This is a genomic window from Selenomonas sp. oral taxon 478 (genome assembly GCF_001189555.1).
Taxonomy (GTDB): domain Bacteria; phylum Bacillota; class Negativicutes; order Selenomonadales; family Selenomonadaceae; genus Centipeda; species Centipeda felix.
The window spans coordinates 1,163,635-1,183,961 of sequence record NZ_CP012071.1; the positions used below are offsets into that span (position 1 = coordinate 1,163,635).

General features: G+C 58.1%; 20 protein-coding genes and 1 tRNA gene. 15 read left to right on the forward strand and 6 right to left on the reverse strand.

What is annotated here, in order from left to right; all coding sequences use genetic code 11:
- The first annotated feature begins 347 nt into the window (after positions 1-347).
- The 3 genes from ADJ74_RS05440 (at position 348) to ADJ74_RS05450 (ending at position 2,367) form a co-directional block, all read left to right on the forward strand.
- A complete protein-coding gene (locus ADJ74_RS05440) occupies positions 348-1,607 on the forward strand; it encodes an S-layer homology domain-containing protein (protein WP_050342525.1) in 1,260 nt (419 codons plus the stop codon).
- A gap of 131 nt (positions 1,608-1,738) precedes the next feature.
- The gene (locus tag ADJ74_RS05445; protein WP_050342527.1) at positions 1,739-1,945 is read left to right on the forward strand and encodes a type II toxin-antitoxin system HicA family toxin; all 207 of its coding nucleotides are present in this window, start codon (positions 1,739-1,741) and stop codon (positions 1,943-1,945) included.
- Positions 1,942-2,367, forward strand: coding sequence for a type II toxin-antitoxin system HicB family antitoxin (locus ADJ74_RS05450; RefSeq protein ID WP_050342529.1), 426 nt, complete (start codon positions 1,942-1,944; stop codon positions 2,365-2,367). The genes ADJ74_RS05445 and ADJ74_RS05450 overlap by 4 nt, the downstream gene beginning before the upstream one ends.
- 104 nt (positions 2,368-2,471) lie before the next feature.
- Here ADJ74_RS05450 and ADJ74_RS10965 read toward each other — a convergent pair whose 3' ends face one another.
- From ADJ74_RS10965 to ADJ74_RS05465, 4 genes are read right to left on the reverse strand one after another with little or no spacing between them, the layout of a single operon-like run.
- The gene (locus tag ADJ74_RS10965) at positions 2,472-2,888 is read right to left on the reverse strand and encodes a PIN domain-containing protein (protein WP_071844300.1); all 417 of its coding nucleotides are present in this window, start codon (positions 2,886-2,888) and stop codon (positions 2,472-2,474) included.
- The gene (locus tag ADJ74_RS05455) at positions 2,872-3,099 is read right to left on the reverse strand and encodes a hypothetical protein (RefSeq protein WP_009753233.1); all 228 of its coding nucleotides are present in this window, start codon (positions 3,097-3,099) and stop codon (positions 2,872-2,874) included. The genes ADJ74_RS10965 and ADJ74_RS05455 overlap by 17 nt, the downstream gene beginning before the upstream one ends.
- Positions 3,100-3,155: 56 nt before the next feature.
- On the reverse strand, positions 3,156-3,347 hold the full coding sequence (locus tag ADJ74_RS05460) for a YjfB family protein (protein ID WP_009753232.1): 192 nt from the start codon (positions 3,345-3,347) through the stop codon (positions 3,156-3,158).
- On the reverse strand, positions 3,347-4,174 hold the full coding sequence (locus tag ADJ74_RS05465) for a hypothetical protein (protein ID WP_009753231.1): 828 nt from the start codon (positions 4,172-4,174) through the stop codon (positions 3,347-3,349). The genes ADJ74_RS05460 and ADJ74_RS05465 overlap by 1 nt, the downstream gene beginning before the upstream one ends.
- A gap of 635 nt (positions 4,175-4,809) precedes the next feature.
- On the opposite strand from ADJ74_RS05465, the gene mtaB reads away from it, so the two are divergent.
- The 6 genes from mtaB to nirJ2 all read left to right on the forward strand — a co-directional run bounded on the left by mtaB (position 4,810) and on the right by nirJ2 (position 10,734).
- Entirely contained in the window at positions 4,810-6,099 is a 1,290-nt protein-coding gene (gene mtaB / locus ADJ74_RS05475) for a tRNA (N(6)-L-threonylcarbamoyladenosine(37)-C(2))-methylthiotransferase MtaB (protein ID WP_050342533.1), read from the forward strand.
- Between the two features lie 179 nt (positions 6,100-6,278).
- Entirely contained in the window at positions 6,279-7,349 is a 1,071-nt protein-coding gene (locus ADJ74_RS05480) for an IS30 family transposase (protein ID WP_050342535.1), read from the forward strand.
- Positions 7,350-7,475: 126 nt separating this feature from the next.
- Positions 7,476-7,553, forward strand: a tRNA-Arg gene (locus ADJ74_RS05485).
- 169 nt (positions 7,554-7,722) lie between these two features.
- Entirely contained in the window at positions 7,723-8,334 is a 612-nt protein-coding gene (locus tag ADJ74_RS05490; RefSeq protein ID WP_050342537.1) for a TetR/AcrR family transcriptional regulator, read from the forward strand.
- 64 nt (positions 8,335-8,398) lie between these two features.
- A complete protein-coding gene (nirJ1, locus tag ADJ74_RS05495; protein WP_050342539.1) occupies positions 8,399-9,589 on the forward strand; it encodes a putative heme d1 biosynthesis radical SAM protein NirJ1 in 1,191 nt (396 codons plus the stop codon).
- Positions 9,590-9,597: 8 nt separating this feature from the next.
- A complete protein-coding gene (gene nirJ2 / locus ADJ74_RS05500; protein ID WP_172664538.1) occupies positions 9,598-10,734 on the forward strand; it encodes a putative heme d1 biosynthesis radical SAM protein NirJ2 in 1,137 nt (378 codons plus the stop codon).
- A gap of 343 nt (positions 10,735-11,077) precedes the next feature.
- On the opposite strand, the gene ADJ74_RS05505 is transcribed toward nirJ2, so the two are convergent.
- Entirely contained in the window at positions 11,078-11,824 is a 747-nt protein-coding gene (locus ADJ74_RS05505) for a hypothetical protein (protein ID WP_050342541.1), read from the reverse strand.
- Between the two features lie 226 nt (positions 11,825-12,050).
- The gene (locus tag ADJ74_RS05510; RefSeq protein ID WP_050344223.1) at positions 12,051-13,895 is read right to left on the reverse strand and encodes a heavy metal translocating P-type ATPase; all 1,845 of its coding nucleotides are present in this window, start codon (positions 13,893-13,895) and stop codon (positions 12,051-12,053) included.
- Positions 13,896-14,480: 585 nt separating this feature from the next.
- Here ADJ74_RS05510 and ADJ74_RS05515 point away from each other — a divergent pair.
- The 6 genes from ADJ74_RS05515 to ADJ74_RS05540 all read left to right on the forward strand — a co-directional run bounded on the left by ADJ74_RS05515 (position 14,481) and on the right by ADJ74_RS05540 (position 20,319).
- Complete coding sequence (locus tag ADJ74_RS05515; RefSeq protein WP_050342543.1) at positions 14,481-15,050, forward strand: gamma carbonic anhydrase family protein; 570 nt, start codon at positions 14,481-14,483, stop codon at positions 15,048-15,050.
- Complete coding sequence (locus ADJ74_RS05520) at positions 15,050-15,466, forward strand: hypothetical protein (protein WP_050342545.1); 417 nt, start codon at positions 15,050-15,052, stop codon at positions 15,464-15,466. The genes ADJ74_RS05515 and ADJ74_RS05520 overlap by 1 nt, the downstream gene beginning before the upstream one ends.
- Before the next feature lie 157 nt (positions 15,467-15,623).
- Positions 15,624-16,592 carry a TAXI family TRAP transporter solute-binding subunit gene (locus ADJ74_RS05525; protein WP_050342547.1) on the forward strand — a complete coding sequence of 323 codons (969 nt, stop codon included), beginning with the start codon at positions 15,624-15,626 and terminating at the stop codon, positions 16,590-16,592.
- On the forward strand, positions 16,589-17,056 hold the full coding sequence (locus ADJ74_RS05530) for a DUF1850 domain-containing protein (RefSeq protein WP_050342549.1): 468 nt from the start codon (positions 16,589-16,591) through the stop codon (positions 17,054-17,056). The genes ADJ74_RS05525 and ADJ74_RS05530 overlap by 4 nt, the downstream gene beginning before the upstream one ends.
- A 129-nt stretch (positions 17,057-17,185) precedes the next feature.
- Positions 17,186-19,105 (forward strand): TRAP transporter permease, encoded by a 1,920-nt coding sequence (locus tag ADJ74_RS05535; protein WP_050342551.1) that lies wholly within the window; start codon positions 17,186-17,188, stop codon positions 19,103-19,105.
- A complete protein-coding gene (locus ADJ74_RS05540) occupies positions 19,102-20,319 on the forward strand; it encodes a YwqG family protein (RefSeq protein ID WP_050342552.1) in 1,218 nt (405 codons plus the stop codon). Before ADJ74_RS05535 ends, ADJ74_RS05540 begins: the two co-directional genes overlap by 4 nt.
- Positions 20,320-20,327: the final 8 nt, after the last annotated feature.

The following is a 20,327-nucleotide window of genomic DNA, read 5'->3' on the forward strand; positions in this document are numbered from 1 at the left end:
GTATCAAAAATCATTGAATGCCTTGACCCCGTAACGCCAACGCCAGCCTCCCCTGCCGAGGCGGGGGAGGTGGCACACGCAGTGTGCCGGAGGGGGCGCCACGCACGCGGGTATGTCTCTGCCATAGGAAGTCAGCAGCCACGCAGAGAATCTGAAACTAATCTGAATTTCATCACCTAGTATAAAATTAATTCACAATAGGACTTGCATTTTGCTTTTCTGCATGGTAATATAAAGACGTTCCAAACGAGAGGATACAGAGGGCAAAGGAAACATGGATACTTTCACCCGCGTATTCCTCCGAATGGAAATCGAGTATTTCTCATTTATTGAAGGAGGAGTTTCTCATGAAGAAGACACTCGTATCCGCACTCGCGACGGCACTCGTTGTCGGCGCAGCATCCACCACGTTCGCAGCTGCGAACCCGTTCTCCGATGTGCCCCGTGACCACTGGGCATACGACGCTGTGACGCAGCTCGCTGCTGACGGCGTTGTCGAGGGCTACGGCGACGGCACGTTCCGCGGCGACCGCAACATCACGCGTTACGAGATGGCGCAGATGGTGGCAAAGGCAATGGCAAAGGGCGATATGTCCGCATCGGATCGTGCGCTCGTTGACCGCCTCGCAGCAGAGTTCGCTGATGAGCTCAACAACCTCGGCGTCCGCGTCTCGAACCTCGAGCGCAACGCTGACATGGTAAAGTGGAACGGCAAGCTCCAGTATAAGTATGAGAGCCTCCGTCCCGAGGGACAGGCAAAGGACACCACGAATGAGGTGAAGTTCCGTCTCGAGCCGAAGGCTGAGATCAACGATCACTGGCATGCGATCGCACGTCTCGACGCCGACCTCAACGTTGCAGATGACACGGGCAAGGATGGCAAGGTTACGCTGAAGCGTGCCTACGTGCAGGGTGACTACACGAACTTCCAGGTTCGTCTCGGCAAGATGGCGCTCCTCTCCTCAGAGGGCTATCAGGCACCGGGATCCATCGTCCTCGATGACAACTTCTCGGGCGCACAGGTCACGTTCGGCAGTGATCTGAAGGCAACGCTCGAGGCTGGCCGCTACAAGGGGGCATTCCTTGATAAGGATAACCTCAGCGAGCGTGCGAACTACTATGGTGCGAAACTCAACTATGAGAAGAACAACTTTGTCGCAGGTGCGGGCTACTACCACCTCAAATCGAAGGACATCGGTTCCTACACGTCGAACGGCAAGGATTCGCTTAACGTTTGGGGCGTAGACCTCGGCTATCACTTCGACAAGAACAGCTTCCTCTCGGGTGCCTATGCACATGCGAACAAGCTGGATGTAGACAATAAGTACAAGAAGTCCTATCAGGTGACCTACGCCTACAAGGGCGCAGACATGATGGACAAGGGCTCGTGGGGCGCATACCTCTCCTATCGTTACCTCGGCGGTGCATCGGTTGCTGCAACAACGGATGGTGCACAGTTTGGCACGAAGGGCATTGAGGTCGGTGCGGACTACACCCCGCTCAAGAACGTTGTTCTGACGGGTAAGTACTTCAACGGCAAGAAGCTCGAGAGCGGCAGCAACGACAAGGTTCAGAAGCTCTACGGCACGGTTGAGTTCTTCTTCTGATCAATTCTTTGGTCAGCGGCAGATCAATACGTAATAAAATCCCCCTCCTGCGGGAGGGGGATTTTTGTGTTGTGTTTTTCTTGCCCATGGGTGATTCCACGTGTTATAATACGCCAAAGGAGGGGGAGACAATGCGCAGTTATTCGTCCCGAGAGATCATTAAACTTTTGAAATCTGATGGATGGTATGAGGTGCATTGTGTCGGGGATCACCACCAATTCAAACATTTGACGAAGGAGGGGCGTGTGACCGTGCCGCACCCTGTCAAGGATCTTCCCCAGTATCTTGTAAAGTCGAGAACAGTCGGGGCTTGCACTCTAAGGAGGGAATTCCCATGAATGATACGTATGTGTTCCCCTCCGTTTTCCATACAGAAGCGGACGGTATTTCGATATTTTTTCCTGATTTGCCGGGCTGTTTTTCGTGCGCAGATACAATGGAACAGGCATTTTCGCGTGCGAAGGAGGCACTGCAGCTGCATCTTTACGGGATGGAGGAGGATGGTGAGACAATCCCTGCCTCATCGCCCGTCGGGAAGATTTCGCTTCGTGCAGGAGAAACCATCGCTATGATTGAGGCGTGGATGCCTCCCTTCCGTGAGCGGATGGATAACAGGGCGACCAATAAGACGGTGACCATTCCACGTTGGCTTGATACACTGGCGCGGCGAGAGAAGGTGAACTACTCTCAGCTCCTCCAACGTGCACTGAAATCCTATCTCGGCGTAGGAGAGAATCCATCCTCACGTGTGCATATTTGAGGAATCAGTGAAACATGGGAGCTGCCGGATTGACGTAGATTTTGTCCGATTTACTAACGATAAGCGGACAAAAAAGATGCATCAACGCAAAAAAGGGGTGTTTTTTATTGAGGTAATTTTTTTAGAAAAGATTGTGGTGTGAGCGCTGGCACACGTGACGAAGTAAAACCACTTGCATCTCGTGTGATGATAAAATCGCAGTGGAGGGATTCCGCACAAACGGCGACAAGTCCGTCCTCAAAATCAGGCGTCCGATTGTGCAGAGCCTTCTGGATGTGTGCATACGTAACGTCACAGACAGAAAGAATATCCAGAATGTGTTCTATCGCTTGATAGGCAAGCTCTGTATCGTGCAGGTTCTTCCGTACAAAGTAGAATATGTCTGTGATGCACGAGGCTGTCGTATATCCCTTGATTTGTCTGCTTTCGCAGAGACGGAGAACGTCTGCGGATGATGCTGCGAATGGTGCTCGGGCGAGCAGAACGTCGAGAATGATGTTTGTATCACATAGGATGTTCATGACGTTGCAGCCTTTCTTCGCGGATGTCCGTTGCCATTGTTTCCGCAGGAGCGTTTTTTAGCAGACCATATAGATGGTCCACTGCACTCATTTTTGGGGCGACCATGTGCGCGACGGGTTTTCCCTCGACGGTGAGGAAAATATCCTCATGTGGAATGAGAGCCAAGTATTTATCCATATTGGCGTGAAAGTCAACGGTGGTGACAAACATAGTGACACTCCTTCCTTATAAAAAAGGGGCTGTGCTACTGCACAGCCCCTACTCTGTTACACGGATACGTCGATGCTGCCGCCGAGGCTCGGGTCGAGGCTCGCGGTGCTCTGCTCGATCAGGTCGAGTGCCTCACTGCTCGAGTCCATCGCCATCTTTGCGGCGGCGATGCCGACGCTCTGTGCAGTCTGCTGTGCCGCCATGCTGACGGAAAGCTGTGCAATATCCATACTCCATTTTCCTCTCATTAGACATAGATGCTGAAGAGATTCAGCATGTTCGAGTAACGCGACATGGTGGGCAGGGAGCGTCCATTCAGGATGTTTGACGCGTAGCTGAGCTGCCCGCCGATCGCCTGCTCCATGGTCGGGATGACGCTGCGGCGCGAGAACTGTGCCGCCTCTGCGTGACGGTCGGCGCGTCCCGCGAGTCCGCCTCGGCCGAGAATCGCCTCGGAGCGTGCGGGGGAGTCGATGAGTGCGTCGGCGAGCAGGTTCTCGTTGACGCGCAGCTTGCCTGTTGCGCCGTCGACGGAGATGCCCATCTTCGCATACGAACCCGCCATATAGGTGGTGTCGGAGAACTCGCTTGAGAGTGCCTGCACGCCCTTGCCGAGCTCCTTGTTCTCGCGCAGGAAGTCACTCGTCTCGTTGTACTTGCTGACGAGGTCCTTCACGTCCGAGATCGCGCTCTTCAGACGGTCGCTGTAGGAGCGTGAGCCATCGGCATTCGTCGTGATGTCGCTGCGGCTGAACTTGAAGTCCGTGTTCTCGACGGCACGTGCCGCCTTGCGCAGATCCTTCATGTTGCCGTCGTACTCAGCATAGAACTTGGAGCTGGTCTCCGCATAGGTCTTGCGCAGCTTTGCCGCCTGATTCGCAATGGCGAGGATGGAGCTGAGCTCCTCTGCGCTCGAGTCCTGCCCGCGGTACTGTGCGGAGTAGAGACTGCTGTTGCCCTGCCGCTGCATGGGACCGCCGAAGATGGCACGCGTCGCATCCGTGCGAGAGTTGCCGGCGTAGAGCGAGCGGTAGATGCTGCTCGCCGCACTGGTCATCTGTGTAATCGTTGCCATGAATTTCCTCCTTCCGTGGTGTGTATGGTAGGGATTTTTTTCTACACCTATTATATCGTTTTTTTCGTAAATGTCATTAGGTGAGGGCAAAAATTTATCACGGCGGGCGTGCTGCGCGTGTGCCTTGCAAAGGCGGGCGAAATCTGTTAAGATAAAAGTATAGAGAAGGAGAACCTCTCATGGGGGATGCTCTCCTTCACCAGCAGACGGAAATAAACCGCTCCCATGCCAAAAGCAGGGCGGTTATTTCTTTTTTATTGTCGAAACGTCACACGAGACAGAGGCGCCCCCTCCGGCACACTGCGTGTGCCACCTCCCCCGCTTCGGCGGAGGAGGCTGAGCTGCCGCGCCTCCAAGCCTCCCCCGCAAACGGGGAAGCTAATATACAGGTATCCTAAGCCTTCCCCGTTATCACGGGGAGCGGTCAACGTCAGCCAATCACACATCGCTGTCGCTCGTGTTCTTGGGACGTTTTCCCATACGACCTGTTACCCAATCAGCTTCGTCCTGTGGACTTGCTTCTTGGACAGGTCAGCAAGGGGGACCGCGTAAGCGGTGGAAGGGGCACAAAGAAGGGGCTGCTGCACGAAGTTTGCGACTTCGTGCAACAGCCCCATGAAAACAGGAGGTGTGCGGTGCGCGCAGCATTTATGACACTCGGCTGTAAGGTGAACCAGTTCGAGACGGAGACGATGGAGGGGCTGTTCCGTGCGCGCGGCTACGAGATCGTGCCGTTCGAGGAGCGGGCGGATGTCTACGTCATCAATACGTGCTCGGTGACGCATCTGAGCGACCGCAAGTCCCGCCAGATCATCCGCCGTGCATCGCGCACAAATCCGTCGGCGTGCATCGCTGTGGCGGGCTGCTATGCGCAGGTGTCGCCTGAGGAGGTGCGTGCTCTTGCGGGGGTGCGCGTCGTGATCGGGACGGAGGAGCGCGCGCGCATCGTGGACTATGTGGAGGAGGCGCTTCGTGCGGACGGCGTAGTGGAGGAGATCACAGATGTGATGCAGGCGCGTGCCTTTGAGGACATCCCTCTGCATGGCGTACCGCACCGCACGCGCGCCTTTCTCAAGATCGAGGATGGCTGCCAGAATTTCTGCTCGTTCTGCATCATCCCCTATGCACGCGGCCCCGTGAAGTCGCGTCCGCTTGCGGCGGTGGCGCGCGAGATGGAGAAACTCGCAGCGGCGGGGTTTCGCGAGGTGGTGCTGACGGGCATCCACCTCGGCGCGTACGGCATCGACCTCCCGCAGCGGCCAACGCTCGCCGATGCGTGTCGCACCGTACTCCGCACACAGGGGCTGCGGCGGCTGCGGCTGGGCTCGCTGGAGTCGGTGGAGCTGTCGGAGGATCTCCTCTCGCTCGTGCGGACGGAGCCGCGCTTTGCTCCGCATCTGCATCTGCCCCTGCAGGCGGGGAGCGACAACGTCCTGCGCGCGATGAACCGCCGCTACGATACGGCGGCGTTTGCGCAGCTCCTCGCCGATGTGCGCCGCGCCGTGCCGGGCGCGGCGATCTCGACGGACATCATTGTCGGATTTCCGGGGGAGACGGAGGAGGACTTCACGGCAGGCCTTGACTTTGTGCGCGCGATGGGATTTGCGCGGATGCACGTCTTCCCGTACTCGGCGCGGCGCGGTACGCCGGCGGCACGGCGCACGGATCAGATCGCCCCGCCGGTGCGCAGGGAGCGTGCAGCGCGGATGCAGGCACTCGCCGAGGAGATGGCGGAGGCGTATCATCGTGCGGCGCTCGGCACGGTGGATGAGGTCCTCTTTGAGACGGAGCAGGACGGTGTGGCGGACGGACTGACAGGGACATACATCCGCGTCTATACAGATGCCGCCGTCCCGCGCGGCGAGCTCGTCCCCATGCGTCTCGTGCGTCTCTGCCGCGACGGCGTGTGGGGCGAGCGCGTCTAGGAGACTGCACAGGGCACAATGCGGTGCCCCCTTTTATTTGCTTGTGCAGCATATCTGTGGCAATCCTGCAACTTCCGCGTAAGTTGTAAAATAAATTGACGCAAAAAGTTCCATTTTGCAAACGGTTCAGTTAAACTTTTAGTCACAACACAAAAAGAAACTGAAAGTGAGACTGCAAAATGGAACAGAATCATTGTACTACAAAAACAGGGAAATGGAAACAGCTGACGGAGCGGGATCGGTACAAAATCGAAGCCTATTTCCAGGCCGGGTTGAAGCCGCAGGAAATCGCCGCGTACATTGGCTGCTCCAAGCGTACGATTGAGCGGGAGCGGCGTCTTGGAATGACAGCACAGCTCAAACCTGCGACAAAGAATATCAAGACCTGCGGAGACCTGCAGGTGCAGTGGGTGTATCTTGCCGATGTAGCACAAAGACGACACGAGGAAAACGCTGCTCGTAAAGGGCGGGGGCTGAAAATCGATAAAGACCACGCGCTTGCTCGACACATTGAACATAAGATCAAAACAGAAAAATGGTCTCCTGCGGCAGTTATCGGTGAGCTCTGTCAACGCGGCTGGAGCTATGATGTCCGCATTTGTGTCAAGACCCTGTATAACTATATCGATCAGCAGCTGTTTCTCGAACTCACAAACGACGACCTCCTCTACAAAAAGAATCGAGACAAACAGACAGAAAACAGCAGGCACGGCGTTGCGTGGAATAACCGGGACGGGAAAAGCATCGACGAGCGCCCTGAGCCGGTGAATCGGAGAGAGGAGTTCGGACATTGGGAGATTGACTTGGTTGTCGGTCGCAAAGGGACAAAGCCGGTAATTTTAACATTGGTCGAACGGCAGACGAGGAAATCACTCTATGTTCTGATAAAGAACAAGAGCCAAAAAGAAGTACTGCAAGCACTTCGTCGGTTGCAGCAGCGCGTCAAAGGAGACTTTACGCACGTATTCAAGAGCATCACGGCGGACAACGGGTCAGAGTTTTTAGATGGCGAAGGAATGAAGCGTGCCGCCAAATGCGGCGAGGTATATTACGCGCATCCGTACAGCAGCTGGGAGCGTGGAAGCAACGAAAACGGAAATCGGATGCTGCGCAGGTTTCTTCCCAAGGGAACGGACTTCAGCAAATTGAAGCCGAAGGAACTGCAGCGGATCGAAGATTGGGTTAACAACTATCCGCGCAAGATTTTCGGATATAAGTCAGCAAATGATATGTATGCTGCGATGATATAACTCGCTAAAAGTTTAACGAGACCTTGCGACAATAAAACTTGCAATTTGCCATCCTGCAACTTCCGGAAAATCCCCCTTGACAGTCTGCCTCAAAGATGTTATTATAATCACCGTCGCAAGACACGTGACTCAGTAGCTCAGCTGGATTAGAGTATTTGACTACGAATCAAAGGGTCGGGGGTTCGAATCCCTCCTGGGTCACCATTTTGAATGCAGACGCCGATGAAGATCGGCGTTTTTTTGTACATGGATGATATTTTTGTCATTGAGAATGAAAATATGAACGAGGTTCATATTTTGCTTTTCAAATGGCTTTTTTTTCGTTATAATAGTATTACTAACGAGAGAGGGTGCGATTCGTTTGGAAGAAAAGATGGGGCGTCGTGAGCGCAAGAAGCTGCAGTCGCGCAAGATGATTCTCGAAGCCGCGATCAGCGAGTTCTCGAAGAAGGGCTACAAGGAGACGTCGGTTGCGGACATCATGACGGCGGCGGATCTCGGCATCGGCACGTTCTACAACTATTTCGCCTCGAAGGAGGAGCTGCTGTTCTCCCTGCTTGGACGGCTGGGCGAGACGATACGCATGGCGCTTGCCGAAGCGCGGTCGGCGGAGCGCAGTTCGCTGGAGCTGCTTGAGGTCGGTGCGCGCGTGACGGCAAAGTTCCTCGATGAGAACCGCTTTGTGATGCCGCTCTTTCTCTCGGTGTCACATCATAAGCCGCAGGAGGGGGCGGAGGATAAGCCGCATCCGAGCCGCATGGCGCCGCAGGTAAAGCGGGTCTTTACCGAGATTATCCGCGAGGGACAGAAGGCGGGGGAGATTCGCGGTGACGTTCCCGTCGATCTGATCGCGGAGATGTTCCACTCACTGTATCAGGCGGCGGCGTTCAGCCAGCTGGAGCTGAGTTTTCAGGAGAATATCGCGCTCAAGACGCGCCTCCTCCTCGACGGCATCCGCAGGCGGGACGGGCAGTCAGAGGGCTGAGTGTTGTTTTCCCTACGGAGTGACGGCGCGAGCCGTGTTCCAATCTGTGTATTTAGGAGTACCAATGATCAGTGTAACGAAACTACTTTTTATGGATGAGTACTATGGTGATGCGCTGCGCTACTCGCACAATGCGCATCGGATGAAGAGCGGTGCAGCAGAGGGCATGGGCCCCGTGGTGGTCTGGAACTCGACGCGTACGTGCAATCTGCGCTGCCGCCACTGCTATATGGAGTCGGACGGGCAGAAGTACGACGGGGAGCTGACGACGGAGGAGGCAAAGCGCTTCATCGACGATCTCGCGGAGTTCCGCGTACCCGTGCTGCTCTTCTCGGGCGGCGAGCCGCTGATCCGTCCTGACTTTTTCGAGCTCGCGGAGCATGCGGCAGAGCGCGGCGTGCGTCCGACGCTCTCGACGAACGGGACGCTCATCACGCGCGATGTGGCACAGCGCATCAAGGATCTCGGCGTGGGCTATGTCGGCATCTCGCTCGACGGTCTGGCGGATGTGAACGATATGTTCCGTGGGGTGGACGGCGCGTACCAGCGGGCGATGGAGGGCATCGAGAACTGCGTCGCCGTCGGTCAGCGCGTGGGGCTGCGCTTTACGATCAATCACCACAACATCATGGAGCTCGATAAGATCTTCGATTTCATCGAGGAAAAGGGGATCAACCGCGTCTGCTTCTATCACCTCGTCTACTCGGGGCGCGGCGGGCAGATGATGGATGAGGATGTGACGCCCGAGGAGTCGCGGCGGGCGATGGATACGATTATCGCGCGGACGAAGGACTTTGAGGCGCGCGGTCTCAAGAAGGAAATCCTGACGGTGGACAATCACTGCGACGGGGTCTATATGTATCTGAAGGCACTTGCCGAGGGCAACGACGCGGGCGCGGAGCAGATCAAGAAGCTGATCGGCGCGAACGGCGGCAACCGCTCCGGGATCGCGTTCGGTGAGGTGGATCCGATGGGCTATGTGCACCCCGATCAGTTTACGCAGCATCATACGTTCGGCAATGTGCGCGAGCGCAAGTTCGGCGATATCTGGCAGGATGTGACGAATCCAATCATGGCGGGGCTGAAGGATCGCAAGCCGCTCCTCAAGGGGCGCTGTGCGCGCTGTCAGTATCTCGACTGGTGCAACGGAAATTTCCGGACGCGTGCCGAGGCACGGACGGGGGATTTCTGGGCGTCCGATCCGTCCTGCTATCTGACGGATGAGGAGATCGGCGTCGCGGGGGCGGCACTGTGAGCGCGCCGATGGATGCGGCGCACGCTGCACAGAGTGCCCCGGCAGGACATCCGCATGGGATGGGGCATCCCGGTGGACATCCGCATGGCATGGGACAGGGCGGTCACCCCGGCGGGCACCCGAAGGGCGTTGCGGGCGGCGGGGTGAAGATCATCTCGTGGAACGTGACGAACGCCTGCAATATGTACTGTGCGCACTGCTATCGTGACGCGGGCTGCCGCGCGGACGAGGAACTCTCGACCGAGGAGGGCAAGAAGCTCCTGCGCGAGATCGCAAAGGCGGGGTTCCGCATTATGATCTTTTCGGGCGGTGAGCCGCTGTCGCGCCCCGATATTCTTGAGCTAGTCGCCTATGCGCGCGGGCTGGGTCTGATCCCCGTGTTCGGCACGAACGGCACGCTGATCGACCTGCCAATGGCGAAGGCGCTGAAGGAGGCGGGCGCATGCGGGATGGGCATCTCGCTCGACTCGCTCGACAAAAAGAAGCACGATACATTCCGCTCGTTCCCGGGCGGCTGGGACGGCGCGGTGCGCGGCATGGAGAACTGCCGTGCCGTCGGTCTGCCGTTTCAGATCCACACGACAGTGATGGACTGGAACGCGCACGAGCTTGAGGCGATGACGGATTTCGCCGTGGAGATCGGAGCAAAGGCGCATCACTTCTTCTTCCTCGTGCCGACGGGGCGCGCGGAGACGATCGAGGAGGAGTCGCTGCGCGCGGAGGCGTATGAGGATGTGCTCACGCGCATCATGAAGAAGCAGGAGACGGTGGACATCGAGCTGAAGCCGACCTGTGCGCCGCAGTTCCTGCGCATTGCCGACCAGCTCGGCGTGGATACGCGCTTTTCGCGCGGGTGTCTCGCGGGGCTGACGTACTGCATCATCAGTCCGCGTGGCAAGGTGCAGCCGTGTGCCTATCTCAACCGTGAGCTCGGCGATGTGCGCGAGACGCCGTTCGACGAGATCTGGGCGAAAAACGAGGTGTTCAAGGAGCTGCGCACGCTCGACTATGGCGGCGGCTGCGGCTCGTGCAGCTATAAGAAGGCGTGCGGCGGCTGCCGTGCGCGCGCTGCGTACTACCACGGCGGCGACTTCATGGCGGAGGAGCCGTGGTGTCTCTACCACGGACGCCGCGGTGAGGCATAAAGAGATGTGAAAAGCCCCCGACGATCGTCGGGGGCTTTTGTGTGTTTTTTAGTTGCAGATTTGAACAGGTGTTTGTATAATAAGAATAGAGACCTTAACAGGCAGGGCGTCTGTTTCTCCACTTCCATTATCCTACGGGAAAGGAGGTGGTGCACATGGGTTACTACGAGTTCATCTTTGCGTTGATTCTCGTCACTGGCTACATTGCTGCGATAAAAAAGAAATAACCGCCCTCTGCTGGACACACTGAGCGGTTATACCTTATCGGTGTAGAAGTAGACGTCCTGTCAAGGTCTCTTCTCTATGTCCCTATTATATCAGAGAGCCGTGTAACGTGCAAGATTTATTCGCTGCGGGCTGCATCCTTGTGCCCTGCATCGTCCTTGTCTTTGCTCTCCGCATCATCGAGTGCCTTCTTTGTCAGTGCGGCAGTGAGGGAGGTGACGGCGTTCGCCGCCGCATTGTCCTCCTTGGGGGCAGCGTTTTCCTTTTCCTTTGCCGCAGCGGCGTCGAGGTCGGCGCGCTCCTGCACGGACTGACGCCGCAGGGCGTCGGTATGCTCTGCTTTTTCCTTGATGATATTTTGGAACTCACCGATGTTTTTTGCGTTCTCACTTATCTGTGTGCCGATGAGTCGCTTATCCTCTCCTGTGAGCCCTTCGGCATTGTATTGCCGTTCTAATTCGCGCCCCTTCTTGTAGAATGCGCTGAGCCAATCCTCATCGGTCATTCCCGCTCGCTTCAGCTTGTCCGCTTCCTTCTGCAGGAGTGCCTTATCGTCGTCTGTGAGCTTCTCGTCAGTCGCGATGCGCTGCTCGATGGCGGCGGCTTCGTCCTTTTTCGCGCGTTTCTCATCCAGCTCGTTCTGCTCGGCGGCGAGTGCCGTCTCGGCAGGGGTCAGGCGGTCGTCGGGAGCATCCATTGCACTCAGTTCGCGGCCTTTCGCACTGATATAGACCTCGGCGGCACGGGAGAGGATGGTCGGTGCAGCTTTTGTGTTTTGCCCTGCTGCCTGTCCCGTGGCCTGACGTGCGGGATGATTGTCCGTGTGCAGAAAGGAAAGTTTTTCATCGATACGCTGTGTTTGCATGATCAGCACCTCCGCAGAGAACGATCTCTTTATCTATCATATCGTATGGAGGGGAGATTGCTTAAGGAAACACTGATAAAATGAGGTCAGCCAGATTGGCGTAGATTTTTTGTCCGATTGAGGCAGCAAACCGGACGCATAGCGAGGGCTATGTGGAGGATTTGCTAACGAAAAGCGGGCGAAAAAGATGCGTCAAGATGGTTGTGCCGAATTTATCAGTGTTTCCTTAAATATGGATGAAGTTCTTCTGCGCCCGCATGGCACGCATGGCATTGAGGACGGCGAGGAGGGTGACGCCCACGTCGGCGAAGATCGCCGCCCAGAGGCTTGCCCAGCCGAGTGCACCGAGGAGGAGGACGGCCGCCTTGATGCCGACGGCGAGGGCGATGTTCTCCCGTGCGATGCGGACGGTGCGGCGTGCGAGGGCGAGGAGGGAGACGAGCCTGCGCGGTTCGTCGGTCATGAGTACGACATCTGCCGCCTCGATGGCGGCGTCCGCACCGATGCCGCCCATGGCGATGCCGATGTCGGCACGTGCAAGGACGGGCGCGTCGTTGATGCCGTCGCCGATGTAGGCGAGTGTCCTGCCCGCGCGCTCGGCGGCGAGCAGACGCTCAAGATGCGCCGCCTTGTCCTGCGGCAGGAGTTCGGCGTATACCGTGTCGATGCCGACTGCCGCAGCGACGTCTTGTGCGGCGGGGCGGGCATCGCCCGTGAGCATGACGGTCTCGCGGATGCCGTGCTCCTTCAGCGCGCGGACGGCGTCCGCAGCACCTGCCCTGACGGTGTCGGCGACGCAGATCATGCCCGCATACGCTCCATCCACGGCGAGCCAGATCGCACCCGCAGGTGCGGCAGGCGGGAGGTCGGCGACACCTCTCTCGCTGAGGTATGCGTGTGTGCCGATGCAGATGACGCGCTTTTCGCTGCGTGCGGTGATGCCGCGTCCCGCCCGCTCCTCGATGTCATGGACAGCCGCAGGGGTGCCGCCGCATTCCGCGAAAGCGCGCATGACGGCCCGCGCCGTCGGATGGGACGAGTGCTGTTCTGCTGCAGCGGCGAGGGCGAGCACCTCCTGTTCCGTACCGCCTGCGGCGGGGAGAATGCGCGTCACGCGGAGGCTGCCCTCGGTGAGCGTGCCCGTCTTGTCAAAGACGATGGTGTCCGTACGGGCGAGCGCGTCGAGATAGGAACTGCCCTTGACGAGGAGACCCGCACGGGATGCTGCCCCGAGTCCCGCGAAGAAGGTGAGCGGGACAGAGATGACGAGGGCGCAGGGGCAGGAGATGACGAGGAAGGTCAGTGCACGATAGACCCACGGAGCGAAGGGCTCTCCCATGACGAGCGGCGGCAGGACGGCGATGCCGAGAGCGGCGCATACGACGACGGGCGTATAGATGCGCGCAAAGCGTGTGATGAATGCCTCCGTGCGCGACTTCTTCTCGGCGGCCTCTTCCACGAGCTCCAGAATGCGCGCCGCAGCGGACTGCGCATAGGCGGCTGTGACGCGTACGGTGAGCGCACCCGTGATGTTGACGCAGCCGCTGAGCAGCGTATCTCCCATACGCACGGTGCGCGGCAGGGACTCGCCCGTGAGCGCGGCAGTGTCAAGTGTGCTCTCGCCTGCGGTCACCGTCCCGTCGAGCGGCACGCGCTCGCCCGGATAGATGCGGATCGTGCTGCCAAGGGCAACCACCGCGGGATGTACGATCTCCTCGCGCCCGTCCATGAGGACGCGCGCCGTGTCGGGGCGGATGTCCATGAGCGCTGTGATGGAGCGGCGTGCACGCTGAACGGCACGATCCTGCAGGAACTCGCCGAGCTGATAGAGAAGCATAACAGCGACGGCCTCGGCATAGTCGCCGAGTGCGAGTGCGCCGATCGTGGCGGTGCTCATGAGAAAGTGCTCGCCAAAGATATGCCCCCGATGCAGATGCACAGCGGCACGGCAGAGAACATCAGCGCCGACGAGGAGATATGCCGCGAGAAAGAGAATAGTGCCCGCCGTCCCCTCGCCGCAGAGCATGCCGAGGAGAAAGAGCAGCACTGCTGCCGCGATGCGCGTGCGCATGGACAGGTACGCGCTCCGTTCCGCCTGCGCATGCGTGCATCCGCACCCGCATTCATGAGACTGTGCTGCTGAATCCATGATGGATCACCGCTTTCTGCTTTTATATGAACAGTTATTCATACGTTGATTATAGCGCAGAAGCGCGATGAAGTCAAGCGGAGATGTGGAGATCACGGATAAATTCAGCGCGATTTTTAAGGAACCTTTTTGCCTGTCCTTTGAAGAAATAATCGTCTGTCTTTTCGTAATGCTGTGTTCTATTAAATTTTCCCGGAGGGTGCAGAACTGTTGCAATAGCACGGCGGATATGGTAAATTATCACTCGTATTTCTTATACGTGTGCCAGCATTCGAAAGGGAATGGGGGAACGGCATACGGCACATTTGGAAGAATTAGCTGGCCTTGGCGAGGGATACCTTGAGACTTGGCGGGATGATTAGTGTCTGCACGGGGGAGACGCGCACGAGCGCGTCGTGCATCGACGACCAAATGGCAGGAAATACAGGCTGGTGAGGATCACCAGCTTTTCTTTTTGTCCGAAATGCGATAAAATAAATTGTGCGCATCTGTTTGAAAGGAGCTGCTATGTTTACATTCAAAGGAGACGGATTCCATGCCTTTCACGGCATTACGCCGCAGATTCACGAGGAGGCGTTCGTCGCGCCGCAGGTGTTCCTCTCGGGTGATGTGCGGCTCGGGCAGTACGCGAGCCTCTGGCCGGGGGTTGTCGCGCGCGGCGATGTCAACTATATCTCGGTCGGCGTCTGCTCCAATGTTCAGGATCTCACGTGTCTGCATGTCGCGGATGAGAACCCGTGCATCATCGGCGACTATGTGACGGTCGGACACAGCGCATGCATTCACGGCTGTGAGATCGAGGATCACGTGCTGATCGGCATGGGCGCCATTGTTCTCACAGGGGCAAAGATCGGACGCGGCTCGATTATCGCGGCAGGCGCCGTGGTCAAGGAGAACGCCGTAATCCCGCCGAACTCGCTCGTCGCGGGCGTCCCGGGCAAGATCATGCGAGAGAATATCGACCGTATCAAGACGATCCATGCACAGGCAATCAAGTATAAATGTGAGTGGGCGGTGGAATACGGCGTCTATCCTGAGATCGGCGGCGAACGCTACCACGGCGAGAAGGTCATCTGATGGTGGATGCGGAGGAGCTGATCCGCCAACCGCACGGCAGGGAGCAGCAGGTCAAGATGGAGATCGTCTCCATGATCCACGGCGGTGAGTCACCCTATGACGTGATCTATCACGTCGCACAGTGGCTGGAGAAAGCCTCGGGCGAGCCGGGCTACGCACAGTACGTCCTCAATGCGATGCGCGCGGTCTACGGCTGTGCGCTGCAGCATGTGCGGCCGATGGAGGATGAGCTGCGCGACGTGGAGGCACGCCTCGTCCGCATCCGCGCTGCCTACGAGGACCCTGTATTCACCGAGGAGGAGAAGAAGCGCATCCGCTTTGCGATCGACCTCCACGTGAAGAATATCGCGCGCCTGAAGGAGTGCATTGCGCGCGCCAAGGCGAACGGCGAGCCGGCAGAGATTGTGAAAAACTGAGAAATCGCTGATAAAAGCATTCTGCCATACGCGTGCCTTTCCTATGTATACCGCGATACAAACGCCGCCCTGCTTGCGTGCAGGGCGGTTTTTATGTTACTATGTTTCTGTTATTCCGTTTTTTGTGGAAAATCGCTCATTTTAGGAGGGAAAGAACATGAACATCTCTACCGTAAAGAAAATTTTTGCGGCAGGTGCAGTCCTTGTATTCTCTGCTGCACTCCTTACCGGCTGCGGCGGCGACTCTGCATCGGGCAAGAAGTTCCTGAACATCGGCACAGGCGGCACGGCGGGTACCTACTACCCGATCGGCGGCGCGATTGCCGAGATTCTGAACAAGGAGATCCCGGGGATGAACGCGAGTGCGCAGAGTACGGGCGCGTCGGTGGCGAATATCAATATGCTGCGCGACAAGGCGATCGACCTTGCGACGGTGCAGAACGATATTACATACTATGCCGTGACAGGCACGGAGATGTTCGACGGCAAGAAGGTGGACGGACTGCAGGGGATCGCCTCGCTCTACCCTGAGACCTGCCAGTTCGTGACGCTCCAGACCTCGGGCATCAAGAGCATTGCCGATCTCAAGGGCAAGCGTGTCGCGGTCGGCGCGGCCGGCTCGGGCGTTGAGGCGAATGTGCGCCAGATCCTCGCAGCATACGGCATCTCCTACGATGATATTGATGCGAAGTTCCTCTCGTTTGCCGAGGGGGCGAGCGCGCTGAAGGACGGCAACGTGGATGTTGCCGTGCTGACGGCGGGCTATCCGACGGCGTCTGTGCAGGATATCGCCTCACAGAACCCCGTACGTCTCCTCCCCGTGGAGGACAAGGCTGCGGATGCGCTGATCGCAAAGTATCCGTTCTATACGAAGACCACGATCCCTGCGGGGACGTACGGCGGATTCAATGAGGACATCCCCTCGGTCTCTGTCATGGCGATGCTCGTTGCGGGGCCCTCGGTGGATGCCGACATGGGCTACAGCATCACGAAGGCGATCTTCTCGAACCTCGATCGCCTGCAGGCCGCGCACGCTGTCGGCAAGCAGATCACAAAGGCAACGGCGGAGGATGGAATGTCTCTGCCGATGAATGCGGGGGCGGAGAAGTACTTTAACGAGAAATGAGAGCCTATCTGATCGCTCTCGCCGCGGCGGTGCTCCTCATCGCATTTGATATTCTCTCTGCGCCGGCGCTTCTCATGCACGCGGGCGGAGAGACGACTGTCCTCGTACGGGAGATCGGCAGAGAGGGCACGCCGCTTACCGTGCGGTTCATCCACTCCGTGCAGAAGACGCCCGTCGAGGAGTTCCTCACCGTCTATCCGGACGGACATTTCCACCTCACGGGCACGCGCTACCAGTCACACGGCGTGGGGCTGCCCTTTCTCCCCGAGGAGGGGACGTTTCACGAGGAGGATGGGCATTTCATCCTCGATATGGATCGCGACTATGACACGCTGAGCCTGCGCACAGGTGTGGGGACGGAGCTGACCATTACGGTGGACGGCACGGACTATCCACTCTATGAGCGCTATCCTGACGGCACGCGCATCGACCTCGTCGCTGCGCCGCTCTATACAAGCCTATGATAAGATTTCCGAGGCTGCGGATCGCGGCCTCGTATTTCTTTTTCTAAACTTTTATAAAATATTTTGTATATCGTGAAAATGCTCGGGGCTACGCCCTGCCGAAAGAATCATTTAAGGATGTGAACCTCTATGACAGACCATGCTGCAAATGCGGAAAAGGTACTCAAAAAGTACGACCGCGAATCCAACACCGCCCACTATACGGGCTGGCCGAAGAAGATCATTGCGGCGATCGCCATTACGTTTTCCGTCTTTCAGCTTTATACGGCGATCTTCGGCGTGCTCGATGCACAGCTGCAGCGCGCCATCCACCTCGGGTTCGGACTCGCGCTCGCCTATCTCCTCTATCCCTTTCGGCGCGCGTGGACGCGAGATCACTACTTTCATCCGATCGACATCGTATTCGCCGTCCTCGGTGCGGCGACACCCGCCTATCTCGTCATTCAGTACCGCGAGCTGATCACGCGCGCGGGTACGGTCTCGCCCGTGGACACCGTCGTCGGCGGACTCGGCATCCTCCTCGTCATCGAGGCGACGCGGCGCGTCGTGGGGCTGCCGATGGTGACGGTCGTGCTCGTTTTTATCGCGTATGCCTTCCTCGGCCCCTACATGCCGGGCGTGCTCGCGCATCGCGGACTCAGTCCGGAGCAGCTCATCGGACATCTCTACTTTACGACGGAGGGCATCTTCGGCATCCCGCTCGGCGTCTCCTCGACGTTTATCTTCCTCTTCATTCTTTTCGGTGCCTATCTTGAGAGCACGGGGCTCGGCAAGTTCTTCATCGACCTCGCCAATGCGGTTGCGGGCTGGGCGAGCGGCGGCCCGGCGAAGGTCGCCGTCCTCTCCAGCGGACTGATGGGCACGGTCTCGGGCAGCTCAGTCGCGAACGTCGTCGGCACGGGCTCGCTCACCATCCCGATGATGAAAAAACTCGGCTACAACGCGAACTTTGCGGGAGCGGTCGAGGCGGCGGCATCCACGGGCGGACAGCTCATGCCGCCGGTCATGGGCGCGGCGGCGTTCCTCATGGCGGAGTTCGTCGGCGTTCCCTACATCGACGTCGTCAAGGCGGCAGCGATCCCCGCACTCCTCTACTTTACGGGGGTTTGGCTCGGCGTTCACTTTGAGGCAAAGCGCAAGAAGCTGAAGGGCATCCCGCGCGCCGAGCTGCCGAATCCGTTGACGCTCCTGAAGGAGCGCGGGCATCTCGCGATTCCTCTCGTCGTGATTGTCTATCTGCTCGTCGCGGGCTATACGCCCATGCGTGCGGCACTCGTCGCCATCTTCCTCTCCATCATCTGCGCGATGCTGCGCAAATCGACGCGCATGAAGCCGATCGAGATCGTCTACGGTCTTGAGCGCGGCGCGAAGGGCGTGCTCGGCGTGCTCGTCGCCTGTGCGTCGGCGGGCATCATCATCGGCGTCGTCACGAAGACGGGCGTCGGCCTGCGCCTCGCATCGGGACTGATTGATCTCGCAGGTGGGATGCTCCTGCCGGCGATGTTCTTCACCATGATTACGGCAATCGTGCTCGGCATGGGCGTGCCGACCACGGCGAACTACGTCATTACCTCGACCATCGCTGCGCCTGCACTGGAGCAGATGGGCGTGCCTGTGCTCGCTGCGCACATGTTCGTGTTCTACTTCGGCATCATCGCGGATGTCACGCCGCCTGTTGCTCTCGCCGCCTACGCGGGCGCGGGCATCAGCGGAGGAAATGCGCTAAAAACAGGCGTGCACGCGTCAAAACTGGCGATAGCGGCATTCATCATCCCGTATGTATTCGTCCTCTCGCCCGTCCTCCTCATGGTTGATGCGACACCGCTCGCACTCGTCTCAGTCACGCTCTCTGCCCTCCTTGGTATGATCGCCGTCAGCTCCGCGCTCTGCGGATTCCTCGCCGATCACTGCCGCCCCTATGAGCGGATCCTCCTCATCATCGCCGGCCTCCTCATGATTAAGCCGGGCAGTATCACCGACCTCGTCGGACTTGCTCTCTTCGTCGTCATCCTCGTCATGCAGTATCGGCGGGCGAAGGAGGCAGCGTGAAGACGGCGCAGGAATACATCGAGGAACGCAGCTTTTTCGATGCGGTCAAGGTACTGTACGAAGTTCCGGAAGCCGAGCGCGATGCGCTCTGGAACTATCGCATGGGCTACTCCCTGTACTTTTTTGCGGTCAATCGGTATCCGAAGCTGTGCATTCTGCGTCTGGCTCTCGGCTATTTGGAGCGTGCAGACGAGGATGCGGAGAGCAAGGCGGAGATCGAGCGCGTCTTCTATGGAAAGCCCGGCGGCATGACAGCGCGGTGCCAAGAGGCGGTTGAAAACAAGCACGGCTGGTATGCGGAGGAGCCCGTTTCTATGAGTGTGGAGCAGCTCGTGCGTGAGGCTGAGGCAGAGCGCGAGCGTGTGCGCCGTGAGGTGACGGCGTTCTTTGAACGCACGCAGCGGCGTGAGATTGCGATCTCGCATCATCCGGCACAGGAAAAACTCCCCGTTGGCGCGAGCAAGTTCTACGGAACACCCGATCTGCCCGCAGATTTTGACTGGCCGTACTATAAGGGAACGGACTTCGAGGGCGTGACGAAGAACCGCCCGCTTGCCTTTCTCGCGCAGATCAACCTTGGCGAAGCCGCGCCGTATGACCGTACAGGTCTCCTGCCGAAGACGGGCGTGCTCAGCTTCTTCTATGAGACCGCGTCGATGGAGTGGGGATTTGAACTAAAGTCTGAGGGATATGCACGCGTCTATTATTTCCCCGAGACGGAGGGGCTTGTCCCAACAAAGATTCCGGAGGAAACGAAGGAGTGGAGTGTGGGCGAGCAGGCGCTGACCTTTGCGGATGCCGTCAGTCTCCTGTCGTCTTTTGCATACAGCCGCAGCTGCGGCAAAGAGGTGGATTGGGATACCTACAACGAACTGCGGACGGAGTTCGGATACGATGCTGCCGCTCACGAGGACAATCCTATGAAGATGCTCGGCTATGCGGATGAGATTCAGGGCGAAATGGAGCCTGAATGTGAGCTTTACAGCAGAGACATCGAGGGGGATGTGCAGGAAGAGCTCTCCGAAGAGGAGGAAGCGGAACTTGTGAGGAATGCTGCAGATCGCTGGGTGCTGCTGTTCCAGATGGGCACCGTCGAGGACGGTGAAACGGAGCTTATGTACGGCGACTGCGGTCTGATCTACTTCTGGATTCGGAAGGAAGACCTTGCTGCGCGGAACTTTCATCACGTCCGATTGATTTTGCAGTGTGGATGAAAGATAAA

What these genes read in the sequence shown, in the direction of transcription:
- ADJ74_RS05440 (WP_050342525.1), top strand. Translation starts at nt 348, where the DNA reads ATGAAGAAGACACTCGTATCCGCACTCGCGACGGCACTCGTTGTCGGC.
- ADJ74_RS05445 (WP_050342527.1), top strand. Translation starts at nt 1,739, where the DNA reads ATGCGCAGTTATTCGTCCCGAGAGATCATTAAACTTTTGAAATCTGAT.
- ADJ74_RS05450 (WP_050342529.1), top strand. Translation starts at nt 1,942, where the DNA reads ATGAATGATACGTATGTGTTCCCCTCCGTTTTCCATACAGAAGCGGAC.
- ADJ74_RS10965 (WP_071844300.1), bottom strand. Translation starts at nt 2,888, where the DNA reads ATGAACATCCTATGTGATACAAACATCATTCTCGACGTTCTGCTCGCC.
- ADJ74_RS05455 (WP_009753233.1), bottom strand. Translation starts at nt 3,099, where the DNA reads ATGTTTGTCACCACCGTTGACTTTCACGCCAATATGGATAAATACTTG.
- ADJ74_RS05460 (WP_009753232.1), bottom strand. Translation starts at nt 3,347, where the DNA reads ATGAGAGGAAAATGGAGTATGGATATTGCACAGCTTTCCGTCAGCATG.
- ADJ74_RS05465 (WP_009753231.1), bottom strand. Translation starts at nt 4,174, where the DNA reads ATGGCAACGATTACACAGATGACCAGTGCGGCGAGCAGCATCTACCGC.
- ADJ74_RS05480 (WP_050342535.1), top strand. Translation starts at nt 6,279, where the DNA reads ATGGAACAGAATCATTGTACTACAAAAACAGGGAAATGGAAACAGCTG.
- ADJ74_RS05490 (WP_050342537.1), top strand. Translation starts at nt 7,723, where the DNA reads ATGGGGCGTCGTGAGCGCAAGAAGCTGCAGTCGCGCAAGATGATTCTC.
- nirJ1 (WP_050342539.1), top strand. Translation starts at nt 8,399, where the DNA reads ATGATCAGTGTAACGAAACTACTTTTTATGGATGAGTACTATGGTGAT.
- nirJ2 (WP_172664538.1), top strand. Translation starts at nt 9,598, where the DNA reads ATGGATGCGGCGCACGCTGCACAGAGTGCCCCGGCAGGACATCCGCAT.
- ADJ74_RS05505 (WP_050342541.1), bottom strand. Translation starts at nt 11,824, where the DNA reads ATGCAAACACAGCGTATCGATGAAAAACTTTCCTTTCTGCACACGGAC.
- ADJ74_RS05510 (WP_050344223.1), bottom strand. Translation starts at nt 13,895, where the DNA reads ATGCGCACGCGCATCGCGGCAGCAGTGCTGCTCTTTCTCCTCGGCATG.
- ADJ74_RS05515 (WP_050342543.1), top strand. Translation starts at nt 14,481, where the DNA reads ATGTTTACATTCAAAGGAGACGGATTCCATGCCTTTCACGGCATTACG.
- ADJ74_RS05520 (WP_050342545.1), top strand. Translation starts at nt 15,050, where the DNA reads ATGGTGGATGCGGAGGAGCTGATCCGCCAACCGCACGGCAGGGAGCAG.
- ADJ74_RS05525 (WP_050342547.1), top strand. Translation starts at nt 15,624, where the DNA reads ATGAACATCTCTACCGTAAAGAAAATTTTTGCGGCAGGTGCAGTCCTT.
- ADJ74_RS05530 (WP_050342549.1), top strand. Translation starts at nt 16,589, where the DNA reads ATGAGAGCCTATCTGATCGCTCTCGCCGCGGCGGTGCTCCTCATCGCA.
- ADJ74_RS05535 (WP_050342551.1), top strand. Translation starts at nt 17,186, where the DNA reads ATGACAGACCATGCTGCAAATGCGGAAAAGGTACTCAAAAAGTACGAC.